At 72.6% G+C, this 23,259-nt stretch carries 19 protein-coding genes; 5 read left to right on the top strand and 14 right to left on the bottom strand.

The genetic code is table 11. The features are described from left to right. Nucleotides 1-78: 78 nt before the first annotated feature. From smc to ACIHCM_RS21480, 3 genes are all read right to left on the bottom strand, one after another. Nucleotides 79-3,702, bottom strand: a complete 3,624-nt coding sequence (smc, locus tag ACIHCM_RS21490; protein ID WP_399898137.1) for a chromosome segregation protein SMC — start codon at nucleotides 3,700-3,702, stop codon at nucleotides 79-81. 227 nt (nucleotides 3,703-3,929) lie between these two features. Further along, complete coding sequence (locus ACIHCM_RS21485; RefSeq protein WP_189700833.1) at nucleotides 3,930-4,136, bottom strand: hypothetical protein; 207 nt, start codon at nucleotides 4,134-4,136, stop codon at nucleotides 3,930-3,932. A gap of 379 nt (nucleotides 4,137-4,515) precedes the next feature. Then, nucleotides 4,516-4,797: an acylphosphatase gene (locus tag ACIHCM_RS21480; protein ID WP_399898134.1), complete on the bottom strand. Its 282-nt coding sequence runs from the start codon at nucleotides 4,795-4,797 to the stop codon at nucleotides 4,516-4,518. A 159-nt stretch (nucleotides 4,798-4,956) separates the two neighbouring features. Between ACIHCM_RS21480 and ACIHCM_RS21475 the strand changes: the two genes are divergently transcribed. Beyond that, a complete protein-coding gene (locus tag ACIHCM_RS21475; protein ID WP_399898132.1) occupies nucleotides 4,957-6,129 on the top strand; it encodes a CAP domain-containing protein in 1,173 nt (390 codons plus the stop codon). Between the two features lie 70 nt (nucleotides 6,130-6,199). Next, nucleotides 6,200-6,595: a winged helix-turn-helix transcriptional regulator gene (locus tag ACIHCM_RS21470; RefSeq protein WP_399898130.1), complete on the top strand. Its 396-nt coding sequence runs from the start codon at nucleotides 6,200-6,202 to the stop codon at nucleotides 6,593-6,595. On the opposite strand, the gene mutM is transcribed toward ACIHCM_RS21470, so the two are convergent. From mutM to recG, 8 genes are all read right to left on the bottom strand, one after another. Then, nucleotides 6,568-7,428 (bottom strand): bifunctional DNA-formamidopyrimidine glycosylase/DNA-(apurinic or apyrimidinic site) lyase, encoded by an 861-nt coding sequence (mutM, locus tag ACIHCM_RS21465; protein ID WP_399898128.1) that lies wholly within the window; start codon nucleotides 7,426-7,428, stop codon nucleotides 6,568-6,570. The two genes, ACIHCM_RS21470 and mutM, sit on opposite strands and share 28 nt — an antisense overlap. Before the next feature lie 112 nt (nucleotides 7,429-7,540). Further along, nucleotides 7,541-8,467, bottom strand: a complete 927-nt coding sequence (gene rnc / locus ACIHCM_RS21460; RefSeq protein ID WP_399898126.1) for a ribonuclease III — start codon at nucleotides 8,465-8,467, stop codon at nucleotides 7,541-7,543. A 19-nt stretch (nucleotides 8,468-8,486) separates the two neighbouring features. Continuing rightward, complete coding sequence (gene rpmF, locus ACIHCM_RS21455; RefSeq protein WP_003951102.1) at nucleotides 8,487-8,660, bottom strand: 50S ribosomal protein L32; 174 nt, start codon at nucleotides 8,658-8,660, stop codon at nucleotides 8,487-8,489. 2 nt (nucleotides 8,661-8,662) lie between these two features. Then, entirely contained in the window at nucleotides 8,663-9,307 is a 645-nt protein-coding gene (locus tag ACIHCM_RS21450; protein WP_399898124.1) for a YceD family protein, read from the bottom strand. 127 nt (nucleotides 9,308-9,434) lie between these two features. Further along, nucleotides 9,435-10,481, bottom strand: a complete 1,047-nt coding sequence (locus ACIHCM_RS21445; RefSeq protein ID WP_399898122.1) for a cell division initiation protein — start codon at nucleotides 10,479-10,481, stop codon at nucleotides 9,435-9,437. Between the two features lie 111 nt (nucleotides 10,482-10,592). Beyond that, nucleotides 10,593-11,072 carry a pantetheine-phosphate adenylyltransferase gene (gene coaD / locus ACIHCM_RS21440; protein ID WP_393105953.1) on the bottom strand — a complete coding sequence of 160 codons (480 nt, stop codon included), beginning with the start codon at nucleotides 11,070-11,072 and terminating at the stop codon, nucleotides 10,593-10,595. Nucleotides 11,073-11,098: 26 nt separating this feature from the next. Then, nucleotides 11,099-11,686, bottom strand: a complete 588-nt coding sequence (gene rsmD, locus ACIHCM_RS21435) for a 16S rRNA (guanine(966)-N(2))-methyltransferase RsmD (RefSeq protein ID WP_399898120.1) — start codon at nucleotides 11,684-11,686, stop codon at nucleotides 11,099-11,101. 152 nt (nucleotides 11,687-11,838) lie between these two features. Continuing rightward, nucleotides 11,839-14,043: an ATP-dependent DNA helicase RecG gene (gene recG / locus ACIHCM_RS21430; RefSeq protein ID WP_399898118.1), complete on the bottom strand. Its 2,205-nt coding sequence runs from the start codon at nucleotides 14,041-14,043 to the stop codon at nucleotides 11,839-11,841. A 189-nt stretch (nucleotides 14,044-14,232) separates the two neighbouring features. On the opposite strand from recG, the gene ACIHCM_RS21425 reads away from it, so the two are divergent. Next, entirely contained in the window at nucleotides 14,233-16,080 is a 1,848-nt protein-coding gene (locus ACIHCM_RS21425) for an HSP90 family protein (RefSeq protein WP_399898115.1), read from the top strand. Beyond that, nucleotides 16,073-19,045: a tetratricopeptide repeat protein gene (locus ACIHCM_RS21420; protein ID WP_399898114.1), complete on the top strand. Its 2,973-nt coding sequence runs from the start codon at nucleotides 16,073-16,075 to the stop codon at nucleotides 19,043-19,045. The genes ACIHCM_RS21425 and ACIHCM_RS21420 overlap by 8 nt, the downstream gene beginning before the upstream one ends. A 13-nt stretch (nucleotides 19,046-19,058) precedes the next feature. Here ACIHCM_RS21420 and ACIHCM_RS21415 read toward each other — a convergent pair whose 3' ends face one another. Next, nucleotides 19,059-20,738, bottom strand: coding sequence for a DAK2 domain-containing protein (locus ACIHCM_RS21415; protein ID WP_399898112.1), 1,680 nt, complete (start codon nucleotides 20,736-20,738; stop codon nucleotides 19,059-19,061). Between the two features lie 305 nt (nucleotides 20,739-21,043). Between ACIHCM_RS21415 and rpmB the strand changes: the two genes are divergently transcribed. Beyond that, nucleotides 21,044-21,229: a 50S ribosomal protein L28 gene (gene rpmB, locus ACIHCM_RS21410; RefSeq protein WP_003993230.1), complete on the top strand. Its 186-nt coding sequence runs from the start codon at nucleotides 21,044-21,046 to the stop codon at nucleotides 21,227-21,229. A 166-nt stretch (nucleotides 21,230-21,395) separates the two neighbouring features. Here the strand turns inward: rpmB and thiD are convergent, their stop codons facing one another. Beyond that, nucleotides 21,396-22,187, bottom strand: a complete 792-nt coding sequence (gene thiD, locus ACIHCM_RS21405) for a bifunctional hydroxymethylpyrimidine kinase/phosphomethylpyrimidine kinase (RefSeq protein ID WP_399898110.1) — start codon at nucleotides 22,185-22,187, stop codon at nucleotides 21,396-21,398. Beyond that, entirely contained in the window at nucleotides 22,184-23,149 is a 966-nt protein-coding gene (locus ACIHCM_RS21400) for a thiamine-phosphate kinase (protein WP_399898108.1), read from the bottom strand. Before ACIHCM_RS21400 ends, thiD begins: the two co-directional genes overlap by 4 nt. Nucleotides 23,150-23,259: the final 110 nt, after the last annotated feature.

The raw sequence follows: 23,259 nt of genomic DNA, 5'->3' as shown, positions 1-23,259 counted from the left end.
TGGAGACCTTGTGTTCAGAACTTGAACGAGGGCAGCAGCTGAGCAGGCAGGAACCGAGGGGGGAGGGGGGTTCACCGCTCAGCGCAGCCGCTGGCTGATGACCTTCGACACACCGTCGCCCTGCATGGAGACCCCGTACAGCGCGTCGGCGACCTCCATCGTCCGCTTCTGGTGCGTGATGACGATGAGCTGCGAGGCCTCCTGGAGCTCCTGCATGATCCGGATCAGCCGCTGCAGGTTGGTGTCGTCGAGCGCGGCCTCGACCTCGTCCATCACATAGAACGGGCTCGGCCGGGCCTTGAAGATCGACACGAGCAGCGCCACGGCGGTCAGCGACCGCTCGCCGCCGGAGAGCAGGCTGAGCCGCTTGACCTTCTTGCCCGGGGGCCGCGCCTCCACATCGACACCGGTGGTGAGCATGTTGTCGGGATCGGTCAGCACCAGCCGCCCCTCACCGCCCGGGAAGAGCCTGCTGAAGACGCCCTCGAACTCCCGGGCGGTGTCCCAGTAGGCCTCGGTGAACACCTGCTCGACCCGCTGGTCGACCTCCTTGACCACCTGGAGCAGATCGGCGCGGGTCTTCTTCAGGTCCTCCAGCTGCTCACTGAGGAACTTGTGGCGTTCCTCCAGCGCCGCGAACTCCTCCAGGGCCAGCGGGTTGACCTTGCCGAGCTGCTGGTAGGCCCGCTCCGCCGACTTCAGCCGCTTCTCCTGTTCCGCCCGCACGAAGGGCTTCGGCTGGTTGCGCGGGTCCTCGGGATCCTCCGGCAGCTCCTCCCCCTCGGCGGGCGGGGAGGGCGGTACGAGCTGACGCGGGCCGTACTCCGCGATCAGCCCCGCCGGTTCGACGCCCAGCTCCTCCAGCGCCTTGCTCTCCAGCTGCTCGATCCGCAGCCGCTTCTCGGCGCCGAGCACCTCACCGCGGTGCACCGAGTCGGTGAGCTTGTCGAGTTCGGCCTTCAGGTCACGGCCCTCGGTGCGGGCCGCGGCGAGTTCCCGCTCACGCAGCGCCTTGGCGGCCTCGGCGGCGGCGCGCTCCTGCTCGGCACGGCCGACGGAGACCTCCACGTGGGCGAGCAGCCCGCGGGCGCCCGAGGCGACGGCTTCCGCGACGGCCGCCTCGTGCCTGAGGCGCGCCTTGCGCTGCTCGGCACGCGCGCGTGCCTCGCGTTCGGCGCGGGCTGCGCGGTCGAGCGAGTCGGCGCGTCCGGCCAGCCCCTTGACCCGCTCCTCATGGGTACGGACCTGGAGGCGGGCCTCCATCTCGGTCTGGCGGGCGTTGGCGCCGTCGGCGGCGAGCCGGTCCCGGACGGAGGTGTCCGGCTCCTCCTCGATCGGCATCTCCTCGGCGACGGCGAGCCGTTCGGCGAGCTCCTCCACGTCCATCAGGGCCTTGTCGAGCGCCTCCTGCGCCCGCGCGGCCGCGGCCACACTCCGCTCGGCCTCCCCGGCGGCGGCCCTGGCCTGCCCGGCGAGCCGTCCGAGCTGCTGCGCCACGGACGACTTCTCCCGGTCGGCGGCCCGGCGCCGCTCCCCCAGCTCCTCGACGAGCGAGGCGGTCTCCTTGCGACGCTCACCGGCCGCCCGCTGCACCTCGGCGAGCTCCTCGCACCGCACGGCCAGCTCGTCGAGCTCGGCGGCGGCCTCGTCCACGGAGGCCTGCACCTCCAGCAGGCTCGGCGCACCGGCGGAACCGCCCTGCGCGAAGTGCGCGCCGAGCAGGTCCCCTTCGGCGGTGACGGCCGTGAGGTCCGGTCGCGCGTAGACGAGGTCCTCGGCGTCCTCCAGGGTGCCGACGACGACGATGTTCCGCAGCAGCCGCCGTACGGCGGGCATCAGCTCGGCCGGCCCCCGGACCAGCTCGGCGGCGAAGGGCTGCGAAGAGGGCCCCGTGGGAGACCGCCGGTCGGGCGCGGGCCCGTCGTGGCCGTGCGCCCCGGCGTTAGCCAGCGGCGTTCCGGGCACCGGCGGCGGCTCCTCCGGAGCGCCCGCCAGCAGCAGGGCCGCGCGGCCGCCGTCCTGCTTGCGCAGCAGGCGGATCGCCTCGGCGGCCGAGGCGGGGGTCGTCGCGGCGATCGCGTCGGCCGCCGCCCCGAAGGCCGCGGCGAGCGGTACCTCGTAGCCCGGTGTCACCGAGAGCAGCTCCGCCGCCGGGCCCAGGACTCCGGTGAGCCGGTCGCGCGCTCCGAGCAGTATGCCGGTGCCGTCCTTGCGCCGCAGGCCCATGGCGAGGGCGTCGTGGCGGGCCTGCGTCGCGGCCCGGCTGCGTTCGGCCGCTGTGGCCGCCTCCCGGGCCGCGGCGAGCGCGGACTCCGCCTCGGTCAGCTGCCGCTTGGCCGCCTCGTGCCGCTCGGCGAGTTCGGCGTCGCCGGCGTCCAGGCCGTCGACCTCGGCCTTGAGCGCCTCGTACTCCTCCTGCGCGGCGACCGCGCGCTCCTGCGCCTCGTCGCGGGAGGCGGCGAGCCGGTCGATCTCGGCCTGGGCGGAGGCCGCGCGTGAACGGGCCGCGCCGACCTGGCCGTTCAGCCGGGCCAGCCCCTCGCGGCGGTCGGCGATGGCGCGGGCCGCGTCCTTCAGGCGGCGTTCCTCGGACGCCAGCTCGCGCTCCAGCTCGGCGCGGTGGGCGACCGTGTCGTCGAGGGCGCGCTGGGCCGCCTCCAGGGCGGCCTCCAGCTCGGCCTCCTGCTCGCGGATGCGGTGGGCCTCGCGCTCCATGTCCTCGGGGTCGCGGCCACGCCGCTCCTCGGGCGGGGCGGAGGTCGCGCTCTTCACGCGCGCCTCGGCCAGGGAGATGGTGCCGCGCACCCGTTCGGCGAGCTGGGAGAGTTCGTACCAGGTCTGCTGCGCCCGCTGCAGACGCGGCGTGAGGCGGCGGACCTCGTCCTCCAGGAGCGTTTCCCGCTGGAGCGCCCTGCGCAGTTCCTGCTCGGCGGCCTCCTTGCGCTCCTTCAGCGCGGCCTCGTCGGCGACCTCGGCCTGGAGCGCCTCCCGCAGCCGCACAAGGTCGTCGGCCAGCAGCCGGAGCCGGGCGTCGCGCAGATCGGCCTGGATGACGGCGGCCCGGCGCGCGACGGCGGCCTGCCGGCCCAGTGGCTTCAGCTGGCGCCGCAGCTCGTCGGTCAGGTCCTGCACCCGCGCGAGGTTGGCCTGCATCGCGTCCAGCTTCCGCAGCGCCTTCTCCTTGCGCTTGCGGTGCTTCAGGACGCCGGCGGCCTCCTCGATGAAGGCGCGGCGGCCCATCGGGTCGGCGTGCAGCACGGAGTCGAGCTGGCCCTGGCCGACGATGACGTGCATCTCGCGGCCGATGCCGGAGTCGGAGAGCAGTTCCTGGATGTCGAGCAGCCGGCAGGTGTCGCCGTTGATCTGGTACTCGCTGCCGCCGTTGCGGAACATGATCCGCGTGATGGTGACCTCGGCGTACTCGATGGGCAGTGCCCCGTCGGAGTTGTCGATGGTCAGCGACACCTCGGCCCGGCCGAGCGGGGGACGCCCGGTGGTGCCGGCGAAGATGACGTCCTCCATCTTGCCGCCGCGCAGCGACTTGGCGCCCTGCTCACCCATGACCCAGCTGAGCGCGTCCACGACGTTGGACTTGCCCGAGCCGTTCGGTCCGACGACACATGTGATGCCCGGCTCGAACCGGAGCGTGGTCGCCGAGGCGAACGACTTGAACCCTCGGAGGGTCAGGGCCTTGAGGTGCACGCCGCCGGACTCTACCTGCCGGGCTGGTCTCACTCCATGAACCCGCGGTTTCGCCCCTGAACGCGCAGGGCACACCAAACGTTAAAGACGCTGAAAGGATGCGCTGGACAAGAAAGCGCCCCGGGGGCAAGAAAGAAGGGACGCCGGAGGCGTCCCTTGCAACTTCTGACAACTTAGCGGTTGATATAGGCCGCCCAACCACTGCGTGTCGTCGTGCGATGCAGTGATCAGGTGAGCGCAGGCTCCGCCTGGTGTGCGTCGACGCTCTCCATGATCCTGTCGTGGTGAGAAGCGGCAGCCGTCAGCGCCTCGTTCTCGGCCTGGATCCGTACCAGCTCGGATTCCAGGTCCTGTACGCGCTGCTGGAGCCGTCGCATCTCGGCGAGGAGTCGAGGGTCGGAGCCGCCGACGTAACCGAGAAGCGCCTTTGCCATGATGGATGGTCCTCCACACTGAGTGACCGACCGATGCGGTGTGGGTCGTGAGGGATTCGCACCCGCGGCCGCTTGGCACTGTGGAGTTGTGCTGCCGTTCATACATGCCAAACAGCTAAGGTGCGCGGGGCTTTCAGCGTCTCACCAAAAAGTTTGACGGTCAACACGATCACGCCCTGTATTGGGGGGCGACCCGCTGGCGCGCGGCCGGACACGGCGGCGCGGCGACTTCCGCGAGGCCCTCAGGGCGTGGCGATCATCCTTGCGTGTGGAGCCCGCCAAGGCAAGCGGTTCTCGGCAATCACCTGCTCGTTTCCGCTCCGGACGGCCGCCGCCGGCGCGTCCGGACCCCGCCGCGAGCGCCCCTGTCCGCGCGAGGTCAGCGAATGGCGAAGCCGTCGTAGCCGCCGCGAGGTGTGTCCCAGATCTCGGTGACGCCGTCCACATGCCCGGGCGTGTCGTCGCCTTGGAGCCAGTCCAGCAGCCCTTGGCAGCCCTGCCGCGGGCCCTCGGCGACCACCTGGACGCGACCGTCGGCCAAATTGAGAGCAAAACCACTCAGGTCTCCGATCTCCAGGGCCTTGGCCCGCGTGAACCAGCGGAAACCCACACCTTGGACGCGTCCACGCACCCAGGCGACAAGTCGCACATCCTCACTCATGGCTGCAACCTAACCGGCCAATGTCACTCGGGACACTTCCTCCTCCGGCGCCATGCGGTACGGTCCAGCCCCAATGAATCTCATATGAAACTCACTCGATCGAGTGGGTTTGGTTGACCGATGAGGCGAGTCGACCGCGAGGACGAGGAAGGCCATCACATGGGACGCCACCGACGCTCCGCCGCCGGCCGCGCCGCCACGGGCCGCGCCACGGGGGACCACGAGACGCACGGCTCCGCCGTGGGGGGCCACGACCCGCGGAACTCGCAGGAGGGCAACCCCGTACGGGGCATCGCACCGTATCTGAACCCCGAGGCGTACGCCGAGACGGTCTCGAAGAGCGAGGCCTACCTCTTCGCCCCCGACGACCCGCACGCCCCGGCCGGTAGCGGCGGCACCCCGGACGACGGCACCGCGGCCTTCCCGACCGCGGACGGGTACGGCTCGGGCGGCTACGGCGGGTACGGCCCCGACGGCGAGTCCCGGCCCGGCCGCTCGCACCGCCGCAGGAAGAAGGGGATGACGCCCGTCCGCACCGGTCTGCTGGGGGTCTCCGCGGCGGTCGCCCTCGGAACGGTCGCGGTCGCCACCGGCGTCCTTCCCGGCGGTGACAGCTACACGCTCGGCGGGGGCGGCGCCGAGAAGGTGCAGGCGAGTGACACGCCCACCACCACCGAGTCCCAGCAGGGCGGCACGTCCGGCACCGCCGAGGCAGGCCGCGGCACCGGCAGCCCGTCGGCCGGCCGCGACACCGAGCGCCGCACGCCTCCCTCACCGTCGCACTCGACCTCGCCGGCCAAGCCCACCACCAAGGCCCCGGCGGCGCCCGAAACCCCCTCCAGGAAGCCGTCGGCCACCCCGTCGCCGAAGCAGCCGGCGCCGAAGCCGACCCCGTCGCGCACCCCCTCGAAGGTGCCGACGCAGCAGACCACCCCGCCGGTGACGATCTCCCCGGAGGCCGCCGCCGAGGCCGAGGTCCTCAAGCTCGTCAACGACGAGCGCGCCCAGGCCGGCTGCAGCCCGCTCGCCGCGAACAGCGCGCTCGCGGGCCTCGCCGGGGACTACAGCGAGGCCATGGCCGAGCAGGGCTTCTTCGACCACACCGACCCCAGCGGCCGGACACCGTGGGACCGCGCGGAGGCGGCCGGCATAAGCAACCTCGCGGCCGAGAACATAGCCCGGGGCCAGGCGGACGCGGCGGCCGTCATGGAGGCCTGGATGAACAGCCCCGGCCACCGCGCCAACATACTGAACTGCGACTTCAAGACACTCGGCGTCGGTGTGCACTACGGGTCGGGCGGCCCTTGGTGGACACAGAACTTCGGGTACTGAACACGCGACAGCGCTTACCTCCGGTCAGCGCACCCCCTCCGTAAGCGCTGTGCGCGCGTACGCTTCAGGTGTGAGCAGTGAGCGGGCGCCGGAGCGGGATCTTCCCTACGACGTGTTCTCCAGGGCCTGCCCTTCCCGGGGCACGCTGGAGCATGTGACGGGGCGCTGGGGTGCGCTCACCCTCGGCGCGTTGTACGAGGGGTCGCTGCGGTTCAACGCGTTGCGGCGCCGGGTCGACGGGGTGAGCGAGAAGATGCTCTCGCAGACCCTGCACGCGCTGGAGCGCGACGGTTTGGTGCATCGCGAGGCCCAGCCGACGAACCCGCCCCGCGTCGACTACGAGCTGACGCCCCTCGGGCGGGAGGTCGCCGAGCGGCTGCTGGCGCTCATCCGTCACCTGGAGGGACGGATGACCGACGTGCTCAGCGCCCGGGAGCGCTACGACGAGATGCGCGGCGGTCGCTGACACTTCGGGCAGTAGTAGCTGGACCGGTTCATCCACGGGCGCCGGCGCATCGCCGTGCCGCACCTCCGGCACGGCAGCCCCTCGCGTCCGTACGCGTCCAGCGAGCGGTCGAAGTAGCCCGACTCGCCGTTGACATTGACGTAAAGGCTGTCGAAACTCGTGCCGCCCACCGACAGGGCCGCGTTCAGCACGTCCCTGATGTGGCCGAGGAGTTCGGACGTGCGGGGGCGGGTGAAGGTGGAGGTCGGACGGTCGTAGTGGAGGCGGGAGCGCCAAAGGGCCTCGTCCGCGTAGATGTTGCCGACGCCGCTGATCAACGACTGGTCCAGCAGCGCGCGTTTGACGGTGCTGCGCTTGCGGCGCAGCGCCTGGTGGAACGCCTCGTCGTCGAATAGCGGGTCCAGCGGGTCGCGGGCGATGTGCGCGATGACGTCGGGCAGACCGTCGGGGGTGGTGTCGTGCAACGACAGGCCGCCGAAGGTGCGTTGGTCGACGAAGCGCAGTTCGGTGCCGAGGTCGTCGGCGAACCGGACACGGATGCGCAAGTGCTTCTCGTCGGGCGCCGCGTGCGGCTGGACCAGGAGCTGGCCGCTCATGCCGAGGTGCGCCAGGATCGCCTGTTCGGTGTCCTCCAGCGGCAGCCACAGGTACTTGCCGCGCCGGCTCGGGACGCCGACGCGGTGGCCCTTCAGGCGATGGGCGAAATCGTCGGCGCCGGCCAGGTGACGCCGTACGGCACGCGGGTGCAGGACCTCGACCTCGGTGACGGTCCGGTGCGCGACCCACTGCTCCAGGCCGCGCCGGACAACCTCCACCTCGGGCAACTCGGGCATCGCGTCTCTCCCCCGTCCCCTCCGTCGTGACGAGCCGAGCGCCCGCCCCGGGGCTGGGGCGGGCGCTCGGGTGTGCTGTTCGTTTCCGCGGGCGCGGTGTCGCGGCAGCGGGTCAGCCCGACGCCGAGGGGGCGTCCGTGCTGTCGGCGTCCATGGCGGCCGGGGCCTCGGTGGCCCGGCCAGGCGCTGCCGCCCTGGTGGTCTCCACGGCCGTCGCCTCGCCGTGCGAGGCACCGTCGAGCGGGACCGCGTCGACGGCCGGTCCGGCGCCGGCGGCCGCGGCGGCCTTGGCACGCTCGTCCGCCGCCGCGCGGATGGACCGCCAGGCGGATTCGGCGGCCTGCTGCTCCGCCTCCTTCTTGCTGCGGCCGGTGCCGGTGCCGTACGAGACGCCTCCGACGCGGGCGGCAGCAGTGAAGGTCTTCTCGTGGTCGGGGCCGGTCTCCGTGACCAGGTACTCGGGGACACCGAGCCCCTCGGTCGCGGTGAGCTCCTGGAGCGACGTCTTCCAGTCCAGGCCGGCTCCGAGGTTGGAGGACTTCTCGATCAGCGGGTCGAACAGGCGGTGCACCAGCTCCGCCGCCGAGTCCAGGCCCTGGTCGAGGTAGACCGCGCCGATCACCGCTTCGAGGGTGTCGGCGAGGATGGATGCCTTGTCCCGGCCGCCCGTGCCCTCTTCACCGCGGCCGAGCCGGATGAAGGCGCCGAGGTCGAGCGTCCGCCCCACGTCCGCCAGCGCACGCGAGTTCACCACCGCGGCCCGCAGCTTGGCCAGCTGGCCTTCGGGCAGGTCGGGGTGGGTGCGGTACAGCGTGTCGGTGACGACGAGGCCGAGCACGGAGTCCCCGAGGAACTCCAGGCGCTCGTTCGTCGGCAGACCGCCGTTCTCGTACGCGTAGGAACGGTGGGTCAGCGCTCGCACCAGAAGGGCGGACTCGACCTTGTAGCCGAGCCGCCCTTCCAGAAGCGTGTGGGACGAGGCCTGGTTGTCCGGTCCACCCCCGCTCGCGCGGGAAGACTGCTTCTTCGGTGTGGACACAGTGCCTCTCACCAGCCGCTCAGACCTCGAGGACCTGGCGCTTGTTGTAGGTGCCGCAAGACGGGCACGCGATGTGCTGCTGCTTGGGCTCGTGGCAGCGCTCGCACGCAACCAGGGTGGGGACCGCAGCCTTCCACTGCGACCGGCGGTGGCGCGTGTTGCTGCGCGACATCTTCCGCTTCGGAACAGCCACGGCTACTTCTCCTGCTTCTCGTCGACGCCCGCTTCGGCGCCGCTCATCTCGTCCTTCTCGCCGTCTTCGAGTGAACCGGCGAGTCCCTGCAAAGCCGCCCAACGGATGTCGACGGCGTCGTGGTGGTGGTCCGGGTCGTCCGCGAGCCGCGCTCCGCATTCGGAACACAGACCCGGGCAGTCCTCCCGGCACACCGGCTGCATCGGCAGTGCGAGCACCACCGCATCGCGCAGCAGAGGTTCGAGGTCGAACATGCCGTCCTCGAGGAAGAGCCTGTCCTCGTCGTCCTCGGCGTCGTCGCCGGGTTCCGTGATCGCACGGCCCCGGTCGTCGGCGTCAGGGTACGAGAACATCTCCTGGAATTCCGCTTCGAGCTCCTGCCCGACCGGCTCCAGACACCTTACGCACTCCCCCTCGGCCCGTGCACGGGCGGTGCCTGTGACGAGCACACCTTCCATGACGGACTCCAGACGGAGGTCGAGCTCCACCGGCGCGCCTTCCGGCACTCCGATGACGTCCTTCAGACCGAGGTCCTTCGGGGCGTCGACCGTGCGAGTCAGGCGCTGCAGCGCACCAGGACGCCGCCCCAGCTCGTGCGTGTCGAACACGAGAGGGTTGCGGTGGTCGAGGCGGGCGTTCAGAGCCATTCCTGCTTTCGATCTTGTGAGCTCGGGGTCGCCGCCCTTCGGTGTTCCCGGGCAGCGCTGATCGCGGACGTACGCGCGACCGAAGAGCCAGGATACTGGACCTTTCGCCGACGGCCCAATCGGGGCGTCAGCCGTTGCCGCGGCCCTGCTCGTAGGCTCGCAGCTGCTCCGCGCTGATCATGCTCGTGTCGAAGAGGCTGGTCTCGTCGAGCGCCTGGGGCTGCTGCTGATAGCCGTGGTGCCCCTGGGCCTGGTGCGGATCGTAGGCGGGCTGCTGCGGATACGCGGCATACGGATCGGCCTGCTGGTAGCCGTACGGGTCCTGCTGGGCGTACTGCTGCTGGTACCCGTACGGATCCTGCGGCTGCTGCTGCGGCTGCTGCTGATAGGCGTAGGCGTCCTGGGTGGCGTACGGCTGCTGGGACGGGATCGCCGGGGGCTGGACGGGCTCGGCCGGGGCGTCGGACATCGCGGCGAGGTCGGCGAGGTAGTCGGCGTCGCTGCTGTGCTGGACGGTGGTGGTGTCCAGGGAGCCCAGGTCGTCGGTGGCGGTCCGGCCGTGCAGCTTCTGCCGGCCGCGGCCGACCGCCTCCAGGGTCTTGGCGAGCACCGCCTCGAAGGCGCCGAGCTTGACGTCGACGTACTCGTCGGCGGTGCGGCGCAGGGTCTCCGGGTCGTGGCTGCGCTCGGGGGCGTCCTCGTCCTCGTAGCCCTGCTCGTCGAGGCCGGGGCCGGTGCCGAGCAGCTTCTCGCGGCCGCGGCCGACGGAGCCGAGGGTCTTGGTGAGCACGACCTCGAAGTTGGCGAGCTTGGAATCGACGTAGTCGTCGGCCTCGGCGCGGATCTCCTCGGCCTCCTTGCGGGCCTCGGCCAGGATCCGGTCGGCCTCGGCCTGGGAGCGGCGGGCGATCTCGGTGTCGGAGATCAGCGAGCCGCGCTCGGCATGCGCGCCCTGGATGATCCGCTCGGCCTCCTGGCGGGCCTGCTCGACCATCTGCTCCCGGCCCCCGATCAGCTCCTGGGCCTGGGCCAGCGAGTCGGGCAACGCCGCGCGTACCTCTTCCAGCAGGGCGAGCAGGTCGGCGCGGTTGACCACGCACGAGGCCGACATGGGCATGCCCCGGGCGGTGGAGACCGCCGCCACGATCTCGTCGAGCTTCATCTGTACGTCCACCGGTTGCTCGCCACTCTCTACAGCTGTGTTTGGAGACGGACGGGACGACTGTACGGCCATGGGGTGCCCGCGGGACACCGGGTGACGGGGTCTCAGCCGGGGCCCGCGCGGTCAGTCCTTCTTCAGGCGCTCGGTGAGGCGGCCCAGGACCTGCGGGGGCACCAGGTGGGAGACGTCGCCGCCCCAGGCCGCGACCTCTTTGACCAGGGAGGACGACAGAAAGCTGTAGGTGGGGTTGGTGGGCACGAAGAGGGTCTCCACGCCCGAGAGTCCGTTGTTCATCTGGGCCATCTGCAACTCGTAGTCGAAGTCGCTGACCGCGCGCAGCCCCTTGACGATCGCCGGGATGTCCCGCTGCTTGCAGAAGTCCACGAGGAGGCCGTGGAAGGCCTCGACGCGCACGTTGCCGTACTCGGCGGTGACCTCGCGGATCAGCTCGATCCGCTCGTCGATCTCGAAGAGGCCCTTCTTGGACTGGTTGATCATCACCGCGACATAGACCTCGTCGTAGAGACGGGAGGCGCGGGCAATGATGTCCAGGTGTCCGTTGGTGATCGGGTCGAACGACCCGGGACAGACGGCTCGGCGCACTTGAGATCCCTCGCTCTCAGGTCCGGTCATGGTGCGTCTTCGCACGTGGAGGCGGCGCGACCGTACCAAAACGTTCCCTCGCCGTAGCGACGGGTCCGGAGTGCCTCGAAGCCCTCCGGCCACCCGAATTCACCGCCTCTGGTGCTGCGCTCCACGGTGACGAGGGCTTCCTCGGCGAGCCACCCCTCCGTACGGAGTGTGAGCAGAATCTCGCGAAGATCGTGATCCGTGACCGCGTACGGCGGGTCGAGGAACACGAGGTCGTACGGCTCCCCCGCCGGCGGGGTGCGGATGATCTGTTCCGCCTTGCCCGGCCTGACCTCGGCACCGGGCAGACCGAGGTTGTGCACGTTCTCCCGGATGATGCGGGCCGCCCTGGCGTCGGCCTCGACCAGCAGGGTGTGGCCGGCGCCACGTGAGAGGGCCTCCAGGCCGACGGCGCCGGAGCCGGCGTAGAGGTCGAGCACGCGTTCGCCGTCCAGGGGGCCGCCCAGCAGGGACTGCCACGTGGAGAAGAGTCCCTCGCGGGCGCGGTCGGAGGTGGGGCGCGTGCCGGTCCCTGGCGGGACGGCCAGGCGGCGTCCACCGGCTGCGCCGGCGATCACGCGGGTCATCTTGGGTCCTTGGGGTGGGGTCTCGTACGCGTTCAGTCTGGCAGGCGGGAAGGCAGTGCGTTCCCTCATGGGCGTCCGCGGTCCCGTCGGCGCCGCCCGCGCGGTCCCTCCCGCCCCTGGGGTCGCCGCCCGGGCCGGCGACGACACCGCGGTCACCCCTTCTCCAGGTACTGCTCCCTCTCCTCGTCCAGGAGGGCGTCCAGGGCCGTGCGCAGGCCCGGCAGGCCGGTGATGTCGGGGTCCGCGGCGACCAGGGCGGCGGCCTCCTCGCGCGCCTCGGCGATGATCTCCTCGTCCTCGATGACGGCGAGCACCCGCAGGCTGGTGCGGGCGCCGGACTGGGCCTGGCCGAGGACGTCGCCCTCGCGCCGCTGTTCGAGGTCGATGCGGGAGAGCTCGAAGCCGTCGAGCGTGGCCGCCACCGCGTTCAGCCGCTGCCGGGCGGCGCTCGCCTCGGGCATCTCGCTGACCAGCAGGCACAGGCCGGGGGCCGAGCCACGGCCGACGCGGCCGCGCAGCTGATGGAGCTGGGAGACGCCGAAGCGGTCGGCGTCCATGATCACCATCACGGTGGCGTTCGGCACGTTCACCCCGACCTCGATGACGGTGGTGGCGACGAGGACGTCCGTCTCGCCGGCGGCGAAGCGGCGCATCACGGCGTCCTTGTCGTCGGGCTGCATCCTGCCGTGCAGCACCTCGACCCGCAGACCCTTCAGCGGGCCGCCCGCGAGCTGGTCGGCCATGTCGAGGACGGCGAGCGGGGGGCGCTTCTCGGCCTCGTCCTCGGCCGACTTCTTCTTCGCGGCCCTGGGGTCGTCCTCCTCGTCGCCGATGCGCGGGCAGACGACGTAGGCCTGGTGGCCCTGGGAGACCTCCTCGCGCACCCGCTCCCAGGTCCGGGCCAGGAAGTGCGGTTTGTCGGCGGCGGGGACGACATGGCTGGCGATCGGGGAGCGGCCGGCCGGCAACTGGTCCAGGACCGAGGTCTCCAGGTCGCCGAAGACCGTCATGGCGACCGTGCGCGGGATGGGCGTGGCGGTCATGACCAGCAGGTGCGGCGGCTGCTTGCCCTTGCCGCGCAGGGCGTCGCGCTGCTCGACGCCGAAGCGGTGCTGCTCGTCGACGACGACCAGGCCGAGGTCGAGGAACTGCACCCGGTCTTCGATCAGCGCATGCGTGCCGATCACGATCCCGGCTTCCCCGGTGGCCAGGTCGAGCAGTGCCTGGCGGCGGGCGGCGGTACCCATCGAGCCGGTCAGCAGCACCACCTTGGTGGCGTGCTCGGCGCCGCCGAGCATCCCTCCCTCGGCCAGCTCACCCATCATCTCGACGACCGAGCGGTGGTGCTGCTGGGCGAGCACCTCGGTGGGCGCGAGCATGGCGGCCTGCCCGCCCGCGTCGACGACGGCGAGCATGGCGCGCAGGGCCACCATCGTCTTCCCCGATCCGACTTCGCCCTGCAGCAGCCGGTGCATCGGGTGGTCGGTGGCCAGGTCGTCGAAGATCTCCCGGGAGACCTTCTGCTGGCCCTCGGTGAGGGTGAACGGCAACCGGTCGTCGAAGGCGGCGAGGAGGCCGTCGGGGGCGGGCCTGCGGGGCACCGCCGGGAGCTGGGCGTCGGCGTGCCGGCGACGGGCCAGGGCGACCTGGAGGACGAAGGCCTCGTCCCACTTCAGGCGGTCACGGGCGGCGCCGATGTCCGCCTTGGTGTGCGGGCGGTGGATCTTCAGCAGGGCCTCGGGGAGGGAGGCCAGGCCACGGCCCTCGCGGAGGGCGTCCGGGAGGGGGTCGACGGCCTCCTGGGCGCTGGGCAGGACGGTCTGGACGGCCTTGCCGATCTTCCAGGACTCCAGCTTGGCGGTCGCCGGGTAGATCGGGATGAGGGCACCCGCCCAGGTGTCGATCGCCTCCTCGGCGTCCCCTTTCAGCAACTCGTAGGCCGGGTGTGCCAGTTGCAGCCTGCGGTTGAAGACGGAGACCTTCCCGGCGAACATCGCGCGGGTGCCTGGCAGCAGTTCCTTGTGGGGCTTGTGCACCCCGGCGCCGAAGAAGACCAGTTGGAGCCGGCCGCTGCCGTCGGTGATCGTCACTTCCAGGCGCTGGCCCTTGCCGCGGGGCGCCTTGGCGGAGGCGAAGCTGTGCAGGCGGGCGTCGGCGACCTGGGCGACCACCGTGACGTGCTCGTCCATGGGGAGGTCGGCCAGGTGCGTGAGCTGGCCGCGCTCCTCGTATCTGCGCGGATAGTGGTGCAGGAGGTCGCCGACGGTGTGCAGGCCGAGATGCTCGGCCATCACCTTCGCGGTGGCGGGGCCGAGCACCTTCTTCAGTGGTTCGTCCAGTGCGGGCACGAGATCCATTGCACACCACGGCACTGACATCGGCGCGGACGCCCTGGCGGCAGATCCGTATATCTCTTGGGAAACCCCTGGTCAGGCGGCTCGATCCGGCTCTAGGATGACGCGCTCCGGCCATCCTTTTCGCGGTCACCGCCTCACCGGGACCGCCCGACCCCGCGCCGAGGCACTCCCCCCACCGGCGCCGTGACGATGGACTCCCAGACCTCACAGGCATCTCAGGCCTCCCCTTCACCTCATACGTTCCAGGTCGATCTGCGTGGCCTGGTGGACCTGCTCTCCCATCACCTCTACTCCAGCCCCAAGGTCTACCTGCGCGAACTGCTCCAGAACGCGGTCGACGCCATCACCGCCCGCCGGGCCGAAGAGCCCCAGGCACCGGCGCGGGTGCGGCTGTACGCCGACGCGGGCACCCTGCGGGTGGAGGACACCGGCGTGGGGCTCACCGAGTCCGACGTGCACAGCCTGCTGGCGACCATCGGGCGCAGCTCCAAGCGGGCCGACGGCATCCAGGAGGTCCGCGCCGAGTTCCTCGGGCAGTTCGGCATCGGGCTGCTCGCCTGTTTCGTGGTGGCCGAGCGGATCCGGGTCGTCAGCCGCAGCGCCCGTACGCCGGATGCCCGGCCCGTGGAGTGGACGGCGACGGACGACGGCTCGTACACCGTGCGGACGCTGCCGGACAGCGCCCGGCCCGAGCCGGGTACCACCGTGCACCTGGAGGCGCGGGCGGGCGCCGGCGAGTGGCTCACCGGGGAGCGGGTGCTCGCGCTGGCGCGGGACTTCGGCTCGCTGCTGCCGTACGACGTGCGGGTGGGCGACGAGGAGGTCACCGACCTGCCCGCGCCGTGGGACCGGCCCTACCCCTCCCCCGCCACCCGGCGGGTGGCCCTGGCCCGGCACTGCCACGACCTGTTCGGCTTCACCCCGCTGGACTCGATCGAGCTGAACGTGCCGCTGGCGGGGATCCGCGGGGTGGCGTACGTGCTGCCCGCCGCGGTCAGCCCGGCGCAGCGCGCGCGGCACCGGGTGCACCTGAAGGGCATGCTGCTCACCGAACGGGCCGAACAGCTGCTGCCCGACTGGGCGTTCTTCGTGCGCTGCGTGCTCGACACCGACAGTCTGCGGCCCACGGCGTCGCGCGAGTCGCTGTACGAGGACGAGACACTGGCCGCCGTACGGGACGCCCTGGGCGAAAGGATTCGGTCCTGGCTGACCGGCCTCGCCGCCGGTGATCCGGAGCGGCTCGCGGCGTTCCTGTCGGTGCACCACCTGGGGGTGAAGTCCCTGGCACGGCACGACACGGAGATGCTCCGCACGATGCTGCCGTGGCTGCCGTTCGAGACGACGGACGGCCAGTTGTCCCTGGAGGAGTTCGCGCTGCGCCACCCGGTGGTGCACTTCACGCGCACGGTCGAGGAGTACCGGCAGGTCGCCCCGATCGCCTCCGCGCAGGGCGTCGGCGTCGTCAACGGCGGCTACACCTACGACAGCGAACTCGTCCAGGCGCTGCCGTCGGTGCGGCCGGGCACGGTCGTCGCCGAGCTGGACGCGGACACCGTGACCGCCCACCTGGATGCCGTCGATCCGGCCGAGGAACTGGCCCTGTCGGGCTTCCTGGCGGCGGCGCGGGCCAGGCTGGACCCGCTGGGCTGTGACGTGGCCCTGCGGGCCTTCCACCCGCTGTCCGTGCCCGCGCTGCACCTGGACGACCGGGCGGCCCGGCACGAGCAGGCCCGCGCGGCCGCCGAGGAGGAGGCCGACGACCTGTGGGCGGGCATCCTGGGTTCGCTGCGCGGCAGTGCCCCCCGCGCGCGTCTGGTCCTCAACCACCTCAACCCGCTCATCCGGCGGATCAGTTCCGTGCCCGATCCGGAACTCGTCGGCACCGCCACGGAGTCGCTGTACGGCCAGGCCCTGCTGATGGCGCAGCGTCCGCTGCGGCCCGCCGACTCCGCGCTGCTCAACCGGGCGTTCATCGGCCTCCTGGAATGGGCCACCCACAGCGACACCGACTCCCCGGGGGAGGGTCACGATGACTGAGATCACGGACTTCGACGCGCTGCGCCGGGCGATGGCGGAGAACTCCGAGCAGCCCGAGGGGCCCGCCCGCAACGCGCGCGCGGAGCAGCTGCTCGCCCAGGCCGAGAAGCTGAACGTCCCGCTCGCCGTGATCGAGGCGCTCGGGCACCAGCTGAAGGTCTACAACTACAGCTCCGAGAAGGACAAGATGTTCGTCCCCTTCGCGCGTCTGCTGCGCATGTGGGACGAGCACCCCGGGGAGTTCGACGAGTACGAGACCCATTCGCTGCACTGGGTCTTCAAGTGGATGTCGGCCGGGATGCTCGACCAGCCGCACATCCCGCTGGCCGCCGTCGAGAAGTGGCTCGGTGAGATGGAGCACCGCTACCGCCTCGCCGGGCACTCCGAACGGGCGGTGCGCAGCGCCGAGTTCAGCGTGGCCGCGCACATCGGGGACCTGGAGCGAGCGGAGCGGGCGTACGCGGCGTGGCTGGCGGCCGACCGGGACGGCATGGCCGACTGCCACGCGTGCGAGCTGCACGGGCAGGGCTCGTGGCAGGTGGAGCGCGGGCGGGACGCCGAGGCCCTTCGGCTGTGGACGCCCGTTCTGGACGGCGAGTTCGCGTGCGCCCACGAGCCGCACTCGGTCCTGGCGTCGTCCCTGACGCCCCTGCTGCGGCTGGGCCGCCTCGACGAGGCGCGCGCCCACCACCTGCGGGGCTTCCGGCTCGTGCGGGCCATGGAGAGCATGCGCGGCGCCTACGCGGACCACGTCGAGTTCTGCGCGCTCAGCGGCAACGAGGCGCGCGGCCTGGAGCTGCTGGCCGAGCGCCCGGCGTACTTCACGGACACCGGGCATCCGCGCAGCCGGCTGGACTTCATGTGCGTGGTGGCCCTGCTCATGGACCGGCTGACCGAGCTGGGCCTGGGCGAGCGCCAGGTGCCGGGTCCGGCGGGCCGGACATGGACGGCACGCGAACTGGCCGCCCACGCGCGCGAGGAGGCCCTCGCCCTCGCGGCGCGGTTCGACCTGCGCAACGGCACGGCGCATGTCGGCGAGCGGGCACGCGCGCGTATGGACCAGCGTCCGCTGGTGGACCGGCTCGCCCTGGGGGTGCGCTCGGACCGGCTGGGCCGCCCCGCACGCCCCGCCGCCCCGGCGCCGGTGACGCCCACGTCCGCGGCCACCGGGGAGCAGCCGGATCTGGCCGCGCTGCTGGCCGAGGCGCGGCAGCTGTCGGACTCCCTGCGGCCGAACGCCGTGGAGGCCTGGGCGGCCGTCGCGGTGGCCGCCCGGGCCGCCGAACTGGACGCCCGCGACCGGGCGGAGATCGCCGACCACGAGGCGATGGGCCTGGGCCCCGGGGGCGCCGAGCTCTTCGAACGCGCCGCCGAGCTGTACGCCGAGGCGGGCGACCCGGGCGAGGCCCTGGCGGCACGCGCGCGTGCCGCGTACGTCCGTGCGCTCGCCGGTCACCTCGACGAGGCCGTCGAGGCGGTCGCCGGGCCCTACGACGAGATCCTCGCCCTCTACGCCGAGGACGGCACCGGCGTGGGGCAGACCGCGTCCGTCCTGATGGGCCGGGCACGGATCCTGATGCGGCGGGTCCACGAGGCCGACGACAGCGCCGCGGACGGCGCCTCGCGGGCCACCGTGCCGGCGGAGGCCGAGGCGGCGGTACGGGAGGTGCTGGCGCTCGTCGAGGGCCACACCGGGGACGACGTCCGGCTGGCCTCACGGGCGGCCGAGGGCCGGGCCATGCTCGGCGAGCTGGCCGTGCACCACGGGGACGTCGAGAAGGCCGCCGGGCTGTTCGCGCGGGCCGCGTCGGCATACGTGGACGCGGGACTGCCGTGGTTCGCGGTGGAGTACGAGGCCCGGCTGGCCGGCCTCGCCCAGCATCTCGGCGACACCACGGAGGCCGAGCGGGCGCTGAGGGCGGCCCTGGAGCACGGCGGACCCCATCTGGAAGCCACCGGACGGGCCCAGCTGCACCTCCAGCTGGCCGAGGTGCTGGGCGGCCGGGGGGAGTCCGAGGAGGCCGCCGAGCATGCACTGGACGCGGCCCACTGGGCCGACGAGGCGGGTGAGGGGCCGACCTTCGGCGTCTGGGCACGGCATCTGCTCGGCGGGTTCCTGCTACGGCAGGGGCGCTGGGCCGAGGCCGCCGAGGTGCTGGAGTCCGCGCTGCCCGAACTGAGCGCCGAGACACACGGCGACGGCGCGATCGTCCAGACGCAGTGGTGGCTCGGCGACTGTCTCAGCGAGCTCGGCGAGCACCGGGCGTCCGCCGAACGCCGGCTGCAGGCGGCCGAGATCGCCCGGCACTGGCCCGAGCAGCACGACCACGCCACCCTGGCCCACCTCGCCGCCGAGTCCCTGGGGCACGCCGGCATGCCGGCCGAGGCGGACCAGGCCTACGCGCGCGCGGGCGAGCTGTGGCGTTCCCTGGGCAACGTCCACGGCCTCGTCCGCTCCTTGCGCGCCCGTGCGTGGCTCGCGCTGCGCACCGACGACGGCACGGAGGCCGCACGTGAACTGATGGCGGCGGCCGTCCAGGAGTGCGCCGGCGCCCTGAGCACCGCGGCCGACGAGGAGTCGCGGCACCGGCTCACCGCCGAACTCGGGCACACCCACCGCCAGTTCGGCGACCTGCTCGCCCGCTCGTCGGCCGAGGACGCCGAGGACGGCTCGATCCGCGCCGCGTTCGAAGAAGCCCTGACGGAGGTGGAGGAGGCCATCTCCGTGTTCGCCTCGCTCGGCGCCGACGCCCGGCACGCCCGCACCGGCGCGGAACTCGCCGCGGGCTGGCTGGCGGCCGACCTGGGCCGCTGCGCCGAGGCGGCGGCCCGCGCGCGTGCGGTGCTGGAGGCGTACGCCGAGGCCGCCGAGGACGACGAGGGGGCCGGGGAGCGGCAGGCCGAGGCGGAGCAGATGCTGCGGGTCGTGCGGGAGGGAGAGGGAGGGGAGCAGGAGGGTTGCTAGGGGCGGCGCGGGCCTATTCCACGCCGATCAGCAGCAGCGCCCCCTGCCGCCCGCCCCGGTACACCACCGTGTCGACGGCGAGATAGGCCTCCCGCACCCGGGCCTGGAGGTGGTCGGCGACGGACTGCGGGGCCTCGTCCCCGAGCACCAGGGTCACCAGCTCACCGCCGGCCGCGAGCATCCGGTCCAGCACGGTCCCGGCGACGCCCGTCACGTCCGTCCCGATCATGGCCACGTCCCCGTCGATGAGACCGAGGACGTCACCGGCCTGGCAGATGCCGGCCATGGTCCAGGCCTGACGCTCCGCGACGGCGACCTCGCCGTACCGGGTCGCCCCCGCCGCCGAGGTCATGGACACGACGTCCTCGTCGAAGCGGCGCTCCGGCTCGTGCACCGCGAGCGCCGCGATGCCCTGGACCGCGGAGCGGGTGGGGATCATGGAGACGCGGATCCCCTCCCCGCGGACCTGTTCGGCCGCCGCGGCGGCGGTGTGACGCAGTTCGGGATCGTTGGGCAGCAGCACGACCTCGCGCGCGTGCGCCCGCCGCATCGCCTCGGCGAGTTCCCCGCTCGCGGGCGGCTCCCCGGGACGCGCCAGCACGGTCGTGGCGCCCGCCTCGGCGTACAGCCCGGCCAGCCCCTCCCCTGGCACGACGGCCACCACGGCGCGCTGGACGCGCTCCCGGGGGCGCCCTTCGCCTCGTACCGTGTGCACGTCGCCTTCGCCGAAGTGCGTGATCCTGATCCGGTACGGCCGTCCGGCCTCGACGCCCGCCTCCACCGCGGCGCCCGCGTCGTCCACGTGCACGTGGACGTGCCACAGCCCGTCGCCGCCGACCACGACGAGCGAGTCCCCGAGGGCGTCGAGCCGCTCCTTCAGGCGCGCCACGGCGAGATCCCCGGCCTCCAGGAGGTAGATCACCTCGTACGCCGGACCGCCCGGCTCGGCGCACTCCGTCCCGCTCCCGGTGTCCTGGTCGCCGTGCGGCGCCCGCACGCGCGTGTGCCGCGCGCCGGCCGCCACCGCGACCGCACCCGGCGCCTCCCCCGTGAGGGTCTCCACCAGCGCCGCCAGCACCGCGACCAGACCCCGCCCGCCGGCGTCCACCACCCCCGCGCGCTCCAGGACGGCCAGCTGTCCCGGAGTCGCGGCCAGTGCCACTCGCGCCCCTTCGTAGGCGGCCCGGGCGACCGTCCCGCAGTCGCCCTCCGCTCCCCCGGCCGCGTCGGCTGCGGCCGAGGCGACCGACAGGACCGTGCCCTCCACGGGGTGCGCCACCGCCTGTCGGGCGGCGTCGGCCGCCCGACGCAGCGCGAGCCGCAGCCGCTCCCCGTCGGTGTGGGCGTCGTCACTGCCGGCGGCGAGCACCTGCGCCATGCCACGCAGCAGCTGTGCGACGATCGTCCCGGAGTTGCCCCGCGCGCCGATCAGCGCCCCATGGGCCATCGCCTGCGCGGCCTCGGCCAGCGAGGGCCGCCCGGGGTTCGGGGAGTCGACCTCGTGGGCGGCGAAGACCGCCTCGACCGCGCCCACCGCCGACTCGACGGTCAGGTAGAGATTGGTGCCGGTGTCCCCGTCCGCGACCGGGTACACGTTGATCGCGTCGATCTCCTCACGCGCGCGTCCGAGCGCCTCCAGCGCGAGACCGCACCAGGTGCGCACCGCGAGCGCATCGAGGAATGTCTGCGGCACCTGCGCCTCCTAGGACCTGCCCGGCCGATCATGTCGCAGACGCGGAGTCTGACTGCTGGACGTGGGACGCAGCGTAGCCCCGGGGCCCGTGACCACCGGAAGAGGGCGGGGCGGGCCCCTGAGCAGCCATGGTAATTTCGTTGTACGGGCGCAGCCGTTGTATGCTGCTCCGGTTGCCCGATCCTGATCGGGCCATTCCCCCTGGCAGCGCCACTCAGATCTCGGACGGCTCGCGAGAGCCCAAGATTTCGATCCCGGCATGCCGGGATCAACCGTAAGTGCATCTGAAGTCTTTGGAGTGACCCGTGGCTGCCAACTGCGACGTCTGCGGCAAGGGGCCGGGCTTCGGCAACAACATCTCGCACTCGCACCGCCGTACGTCCCGCCGCTGGAACCCGAACATCCAGCGTGTGCGTACCGTGGTGGGCGGGACGCCGAAGCGCGTGAACGCTTGCACCTCGTGCATCAAGGCCGGCAAGGTCTCGCGCTGACGCACAGCTAAGCGCGCGGCCACTGCTGGTTTGCTGCATCAGCCGGTCCACCTCAGGTGGGCCGGCTTTTTGCTGTGCGCCGCCTCTTCGTCCTTGCTGTACCCGCCCTTGCCCGGTGGGCCGGGTGAGCCTGGGCCCCGTTCTCGGGTGGACCCAGGCCCAGGAGTCAGCCCCGCAGGCGCCAGCCGTGGTCCACCGGCCCGATCCCGCCGCCGAGCGCGAATCCGGCCGCGATGGCCCCGGTGACGTACTCCTTCGCCGCCCGTACCGCCTCCGGCACGGCGAGCCCCCGCGCCAGCCCGGAGGCGATCGCGGAGGCCAGCGTGCAGCCCGTGCCGTGCGTGTGCCGGTTGTCGAGGCGGGGGGCGCGCAGCCAGTGCTCCTCGGAGCCGTCGGTGAGCAGGTCGACTGCCTCGCCCTCCAGATGACCGCCCTTGATCACGACCCACCGCGGCCCGTACCCCAGCACGGCCGCCGCCGCCTCGCGCATCTGGTCCTCGGACTCGACCCGCACCCCGGTCAGATGCCTGACCTCGTCGAGGTTCGGCGTGACCACGGTCGCGACCGGCAGCAGATGCGTCCGTACCGACTCCAGCGCGGAGGCCGCCAGCAGCGAGTCACCGTGCTTGGAGACCCCCACCGGGTCGACGACGGCCGGCGCGTCCGTCCCGGCGATCAACTCGGCCACCGCCTCGACCAGTTCCGCCGAGGCCAGCATCCCGGTCTTCACGGCCTGTACGCCGATGTCGTCGACGACACTGCGGTACTGGGCCCGCACGGCCTCCACGGGCAGTTCCCAGACGCCCTGCACACCGAGGCTGTTCTGCGCGGTCACCGCCGTGATCACGCTCATGCCGTGCACTCCGAGCGCGAGCATCGTCTTCAGGTCCGCCTGGACGCCGGCGCCTCCGCCGGAGTCGGAGCCGGCGACGGTGAGCACTCTGGGTGGCGCGCTCATGACTCGATCCCCCCGAAGTGGTCCCAGCCGCCCTGGGAGGTCCACGGGGCCCCGTCGACGGTCACCTGGGGCAGCGCCGAGGGGTTGAGCACCTCGCCGATCACCTTCCAGCGGGCGGGCAGCTTCACGTCCGGCGGGAAGGTCGCCACGATCGCGTGGTCCTCTCCTCCGGACAGCACCCACTGGAGCGGGTCGACACCCACCGCCTGCCCGATGTCGTGCATCTGCGAGGGGATGTCGACCGCGCCGGACCGGACGTCGATGCGGACCTTGCTCGCCTCCGCGATGTGCCCGAGGTCGGCGATCAGCCCGTCGCTGACGTCGCACATCGCCGTCGCGCCCAGCCCGGCCGCCGCCGGACCCGCGTGGTACGGCGGCTCCGGTCGCCGATGCGCCTCGACGAAGGCGCGCGGTGAGCGGAAGCCGCGGGAGAGCACCGCGTATCCGGCCGCCGACCAGCCGAGCCAGCCGGTCACGGCGACGAGGTCGCCGGGCTGCGCGCCGGCCCGTGTGACGGGCTCCTGGTTGCGCAGATCGCCGAGCGCGGTGATCGACACCGTGATGGTGTCCCCGCGGACGACGTCGCCGCCGACCACGGACGCGCCCGCGACCTGGCACTCGTCGCGCAGTCCGTCCATCAGCTCGGTCGGCCAGGTGACCGGGAGTTCGGCCGGCACGACGAGGCCGAGCAGCAGCGCGGTCGGAACGGCGCCCATGGCGGCGATGTCCGCGAGGTTCTGGGCCGCCGCCTTGCGCCCGACGTCGTACGCCGTGGACCAGTCCCGGCGGAAGTGCCGTCCCTCCAGCAGGATGTCGGTGCTGGCCACGACCCGGCGGTCGGGCGCGGCGACCACCGCGGCGTCGTCCCCCGGCCCGACCCGCACCGCCGGGGTGGTGGTGAGGCGGGAGGTGAGCTCCCTGATGAGCCCGAACTCCCCGAGCTCACCAACAGTCCCCTTCATTTCCCTTACGCCCCTTCTGTCCCTCAGTGTGCCCGGTCGCGGGTCATCAGTGTCCTCGATACGGTCGTAGTGACCGCCGCCCGGCCCCCCGTGGCCGGCGGTCCGGCCCT

It is taken from the genome of Streptomyces sp. NPDC052023 (assembly GCF_044548465.1).
GTDB lineage: Bacteria > Actinomycetota > Actinomycetes > Streptomycetales > Streptomycetaceae > Streptomyces.
The sequence above is the reverse complement of the archived record's forward strand: the minus strand, read 5'-3'. Positions and strand labels throughout refer to the sequence as shown.

Excerpts from the sequence above, each read along its gene's own strand:
- ACIHCM_RS21485 (WP_189700833.1), bottom strand. The coding sequence starts at position 4,136 with ATGGCAAAGGCGCTTCTCGGTTACGTCGGCGGCTCCGACCCTCGACTC.
- ACIHCM_RS21480 (WP_399898134.1), bottom strand. The coding sequence starts at position 4,797 with ATGAGTGAGGATGTGCGACTTGTCGCCTGGGTGCGTGGACGCGTCCAA.
- ACIHCM_RS21475 (WP_399898132.1), top strand. The coding sequence starts at position 4,957 with ATGGGACGCCACCGACGCTCCGCCGCCGGCCGCGCCGCCACGGGCCGC.
- mutM (WP_399898128.1), bottom strand. The coding sequence starts at position 7,428 with ATGCCCGAGTTGCCCGAGGTGGAGGTTGTCCGGCGCGGCCTGGAGCAG.
- ACIHCM_RS21450 (WP_399898124.1), bottom strand. The coding sequence starts at position 9,307 with ATGGCTCTGAACGCCCGCCTCGACCACCGCAACCCTCTCGTGTTCGAC.
- rsmD (WP_399898120.1), bottom strand. The coding sequence starts at position 11,686 with ATGACCCGCGTGATCGCCGGCGCAGCCGGTGGACGCCGCCTGGCCGTC.
- recG (WP_399898118.1), bottom strand. The coding sequence starts at position 14,043 with ATGGATCTCGTGCCCGCACTGGACGAACCACTGAAGAAGGTGCTCGGC.
- ACIHCM_RS21425 (WP_399898115.1), top strand. The coding sequence starts at position 14,233 with ATGGACTCCCAGACCTCACAGGCATCTCAGGCCTCCCCTTCACCTCAT.
- ACIHCM_RS21420 (WP_399898114.1), top strand. The coding sequence starts at position 16,073 with ATGACTGAGATCACGGACTTCGACGCGCTGCGCCGGGCGATGGCGGAG.
- thiD (WP_399898110.1), bottom strand. The coding sequence starts at position 22,187 with ATGAGCGCGCCACCCAGAGTGCTCACCGTCGCCGGCTCCGACTCCGGC.
- ACIHCM_RS21400 (WP_399898108.1), bottom strand. The coding sequence starts at position 23,149 with ATGAAGGGGACTGTTGGTGAGCTCGGGGAGTTCGGGCTCATCAGGGAG.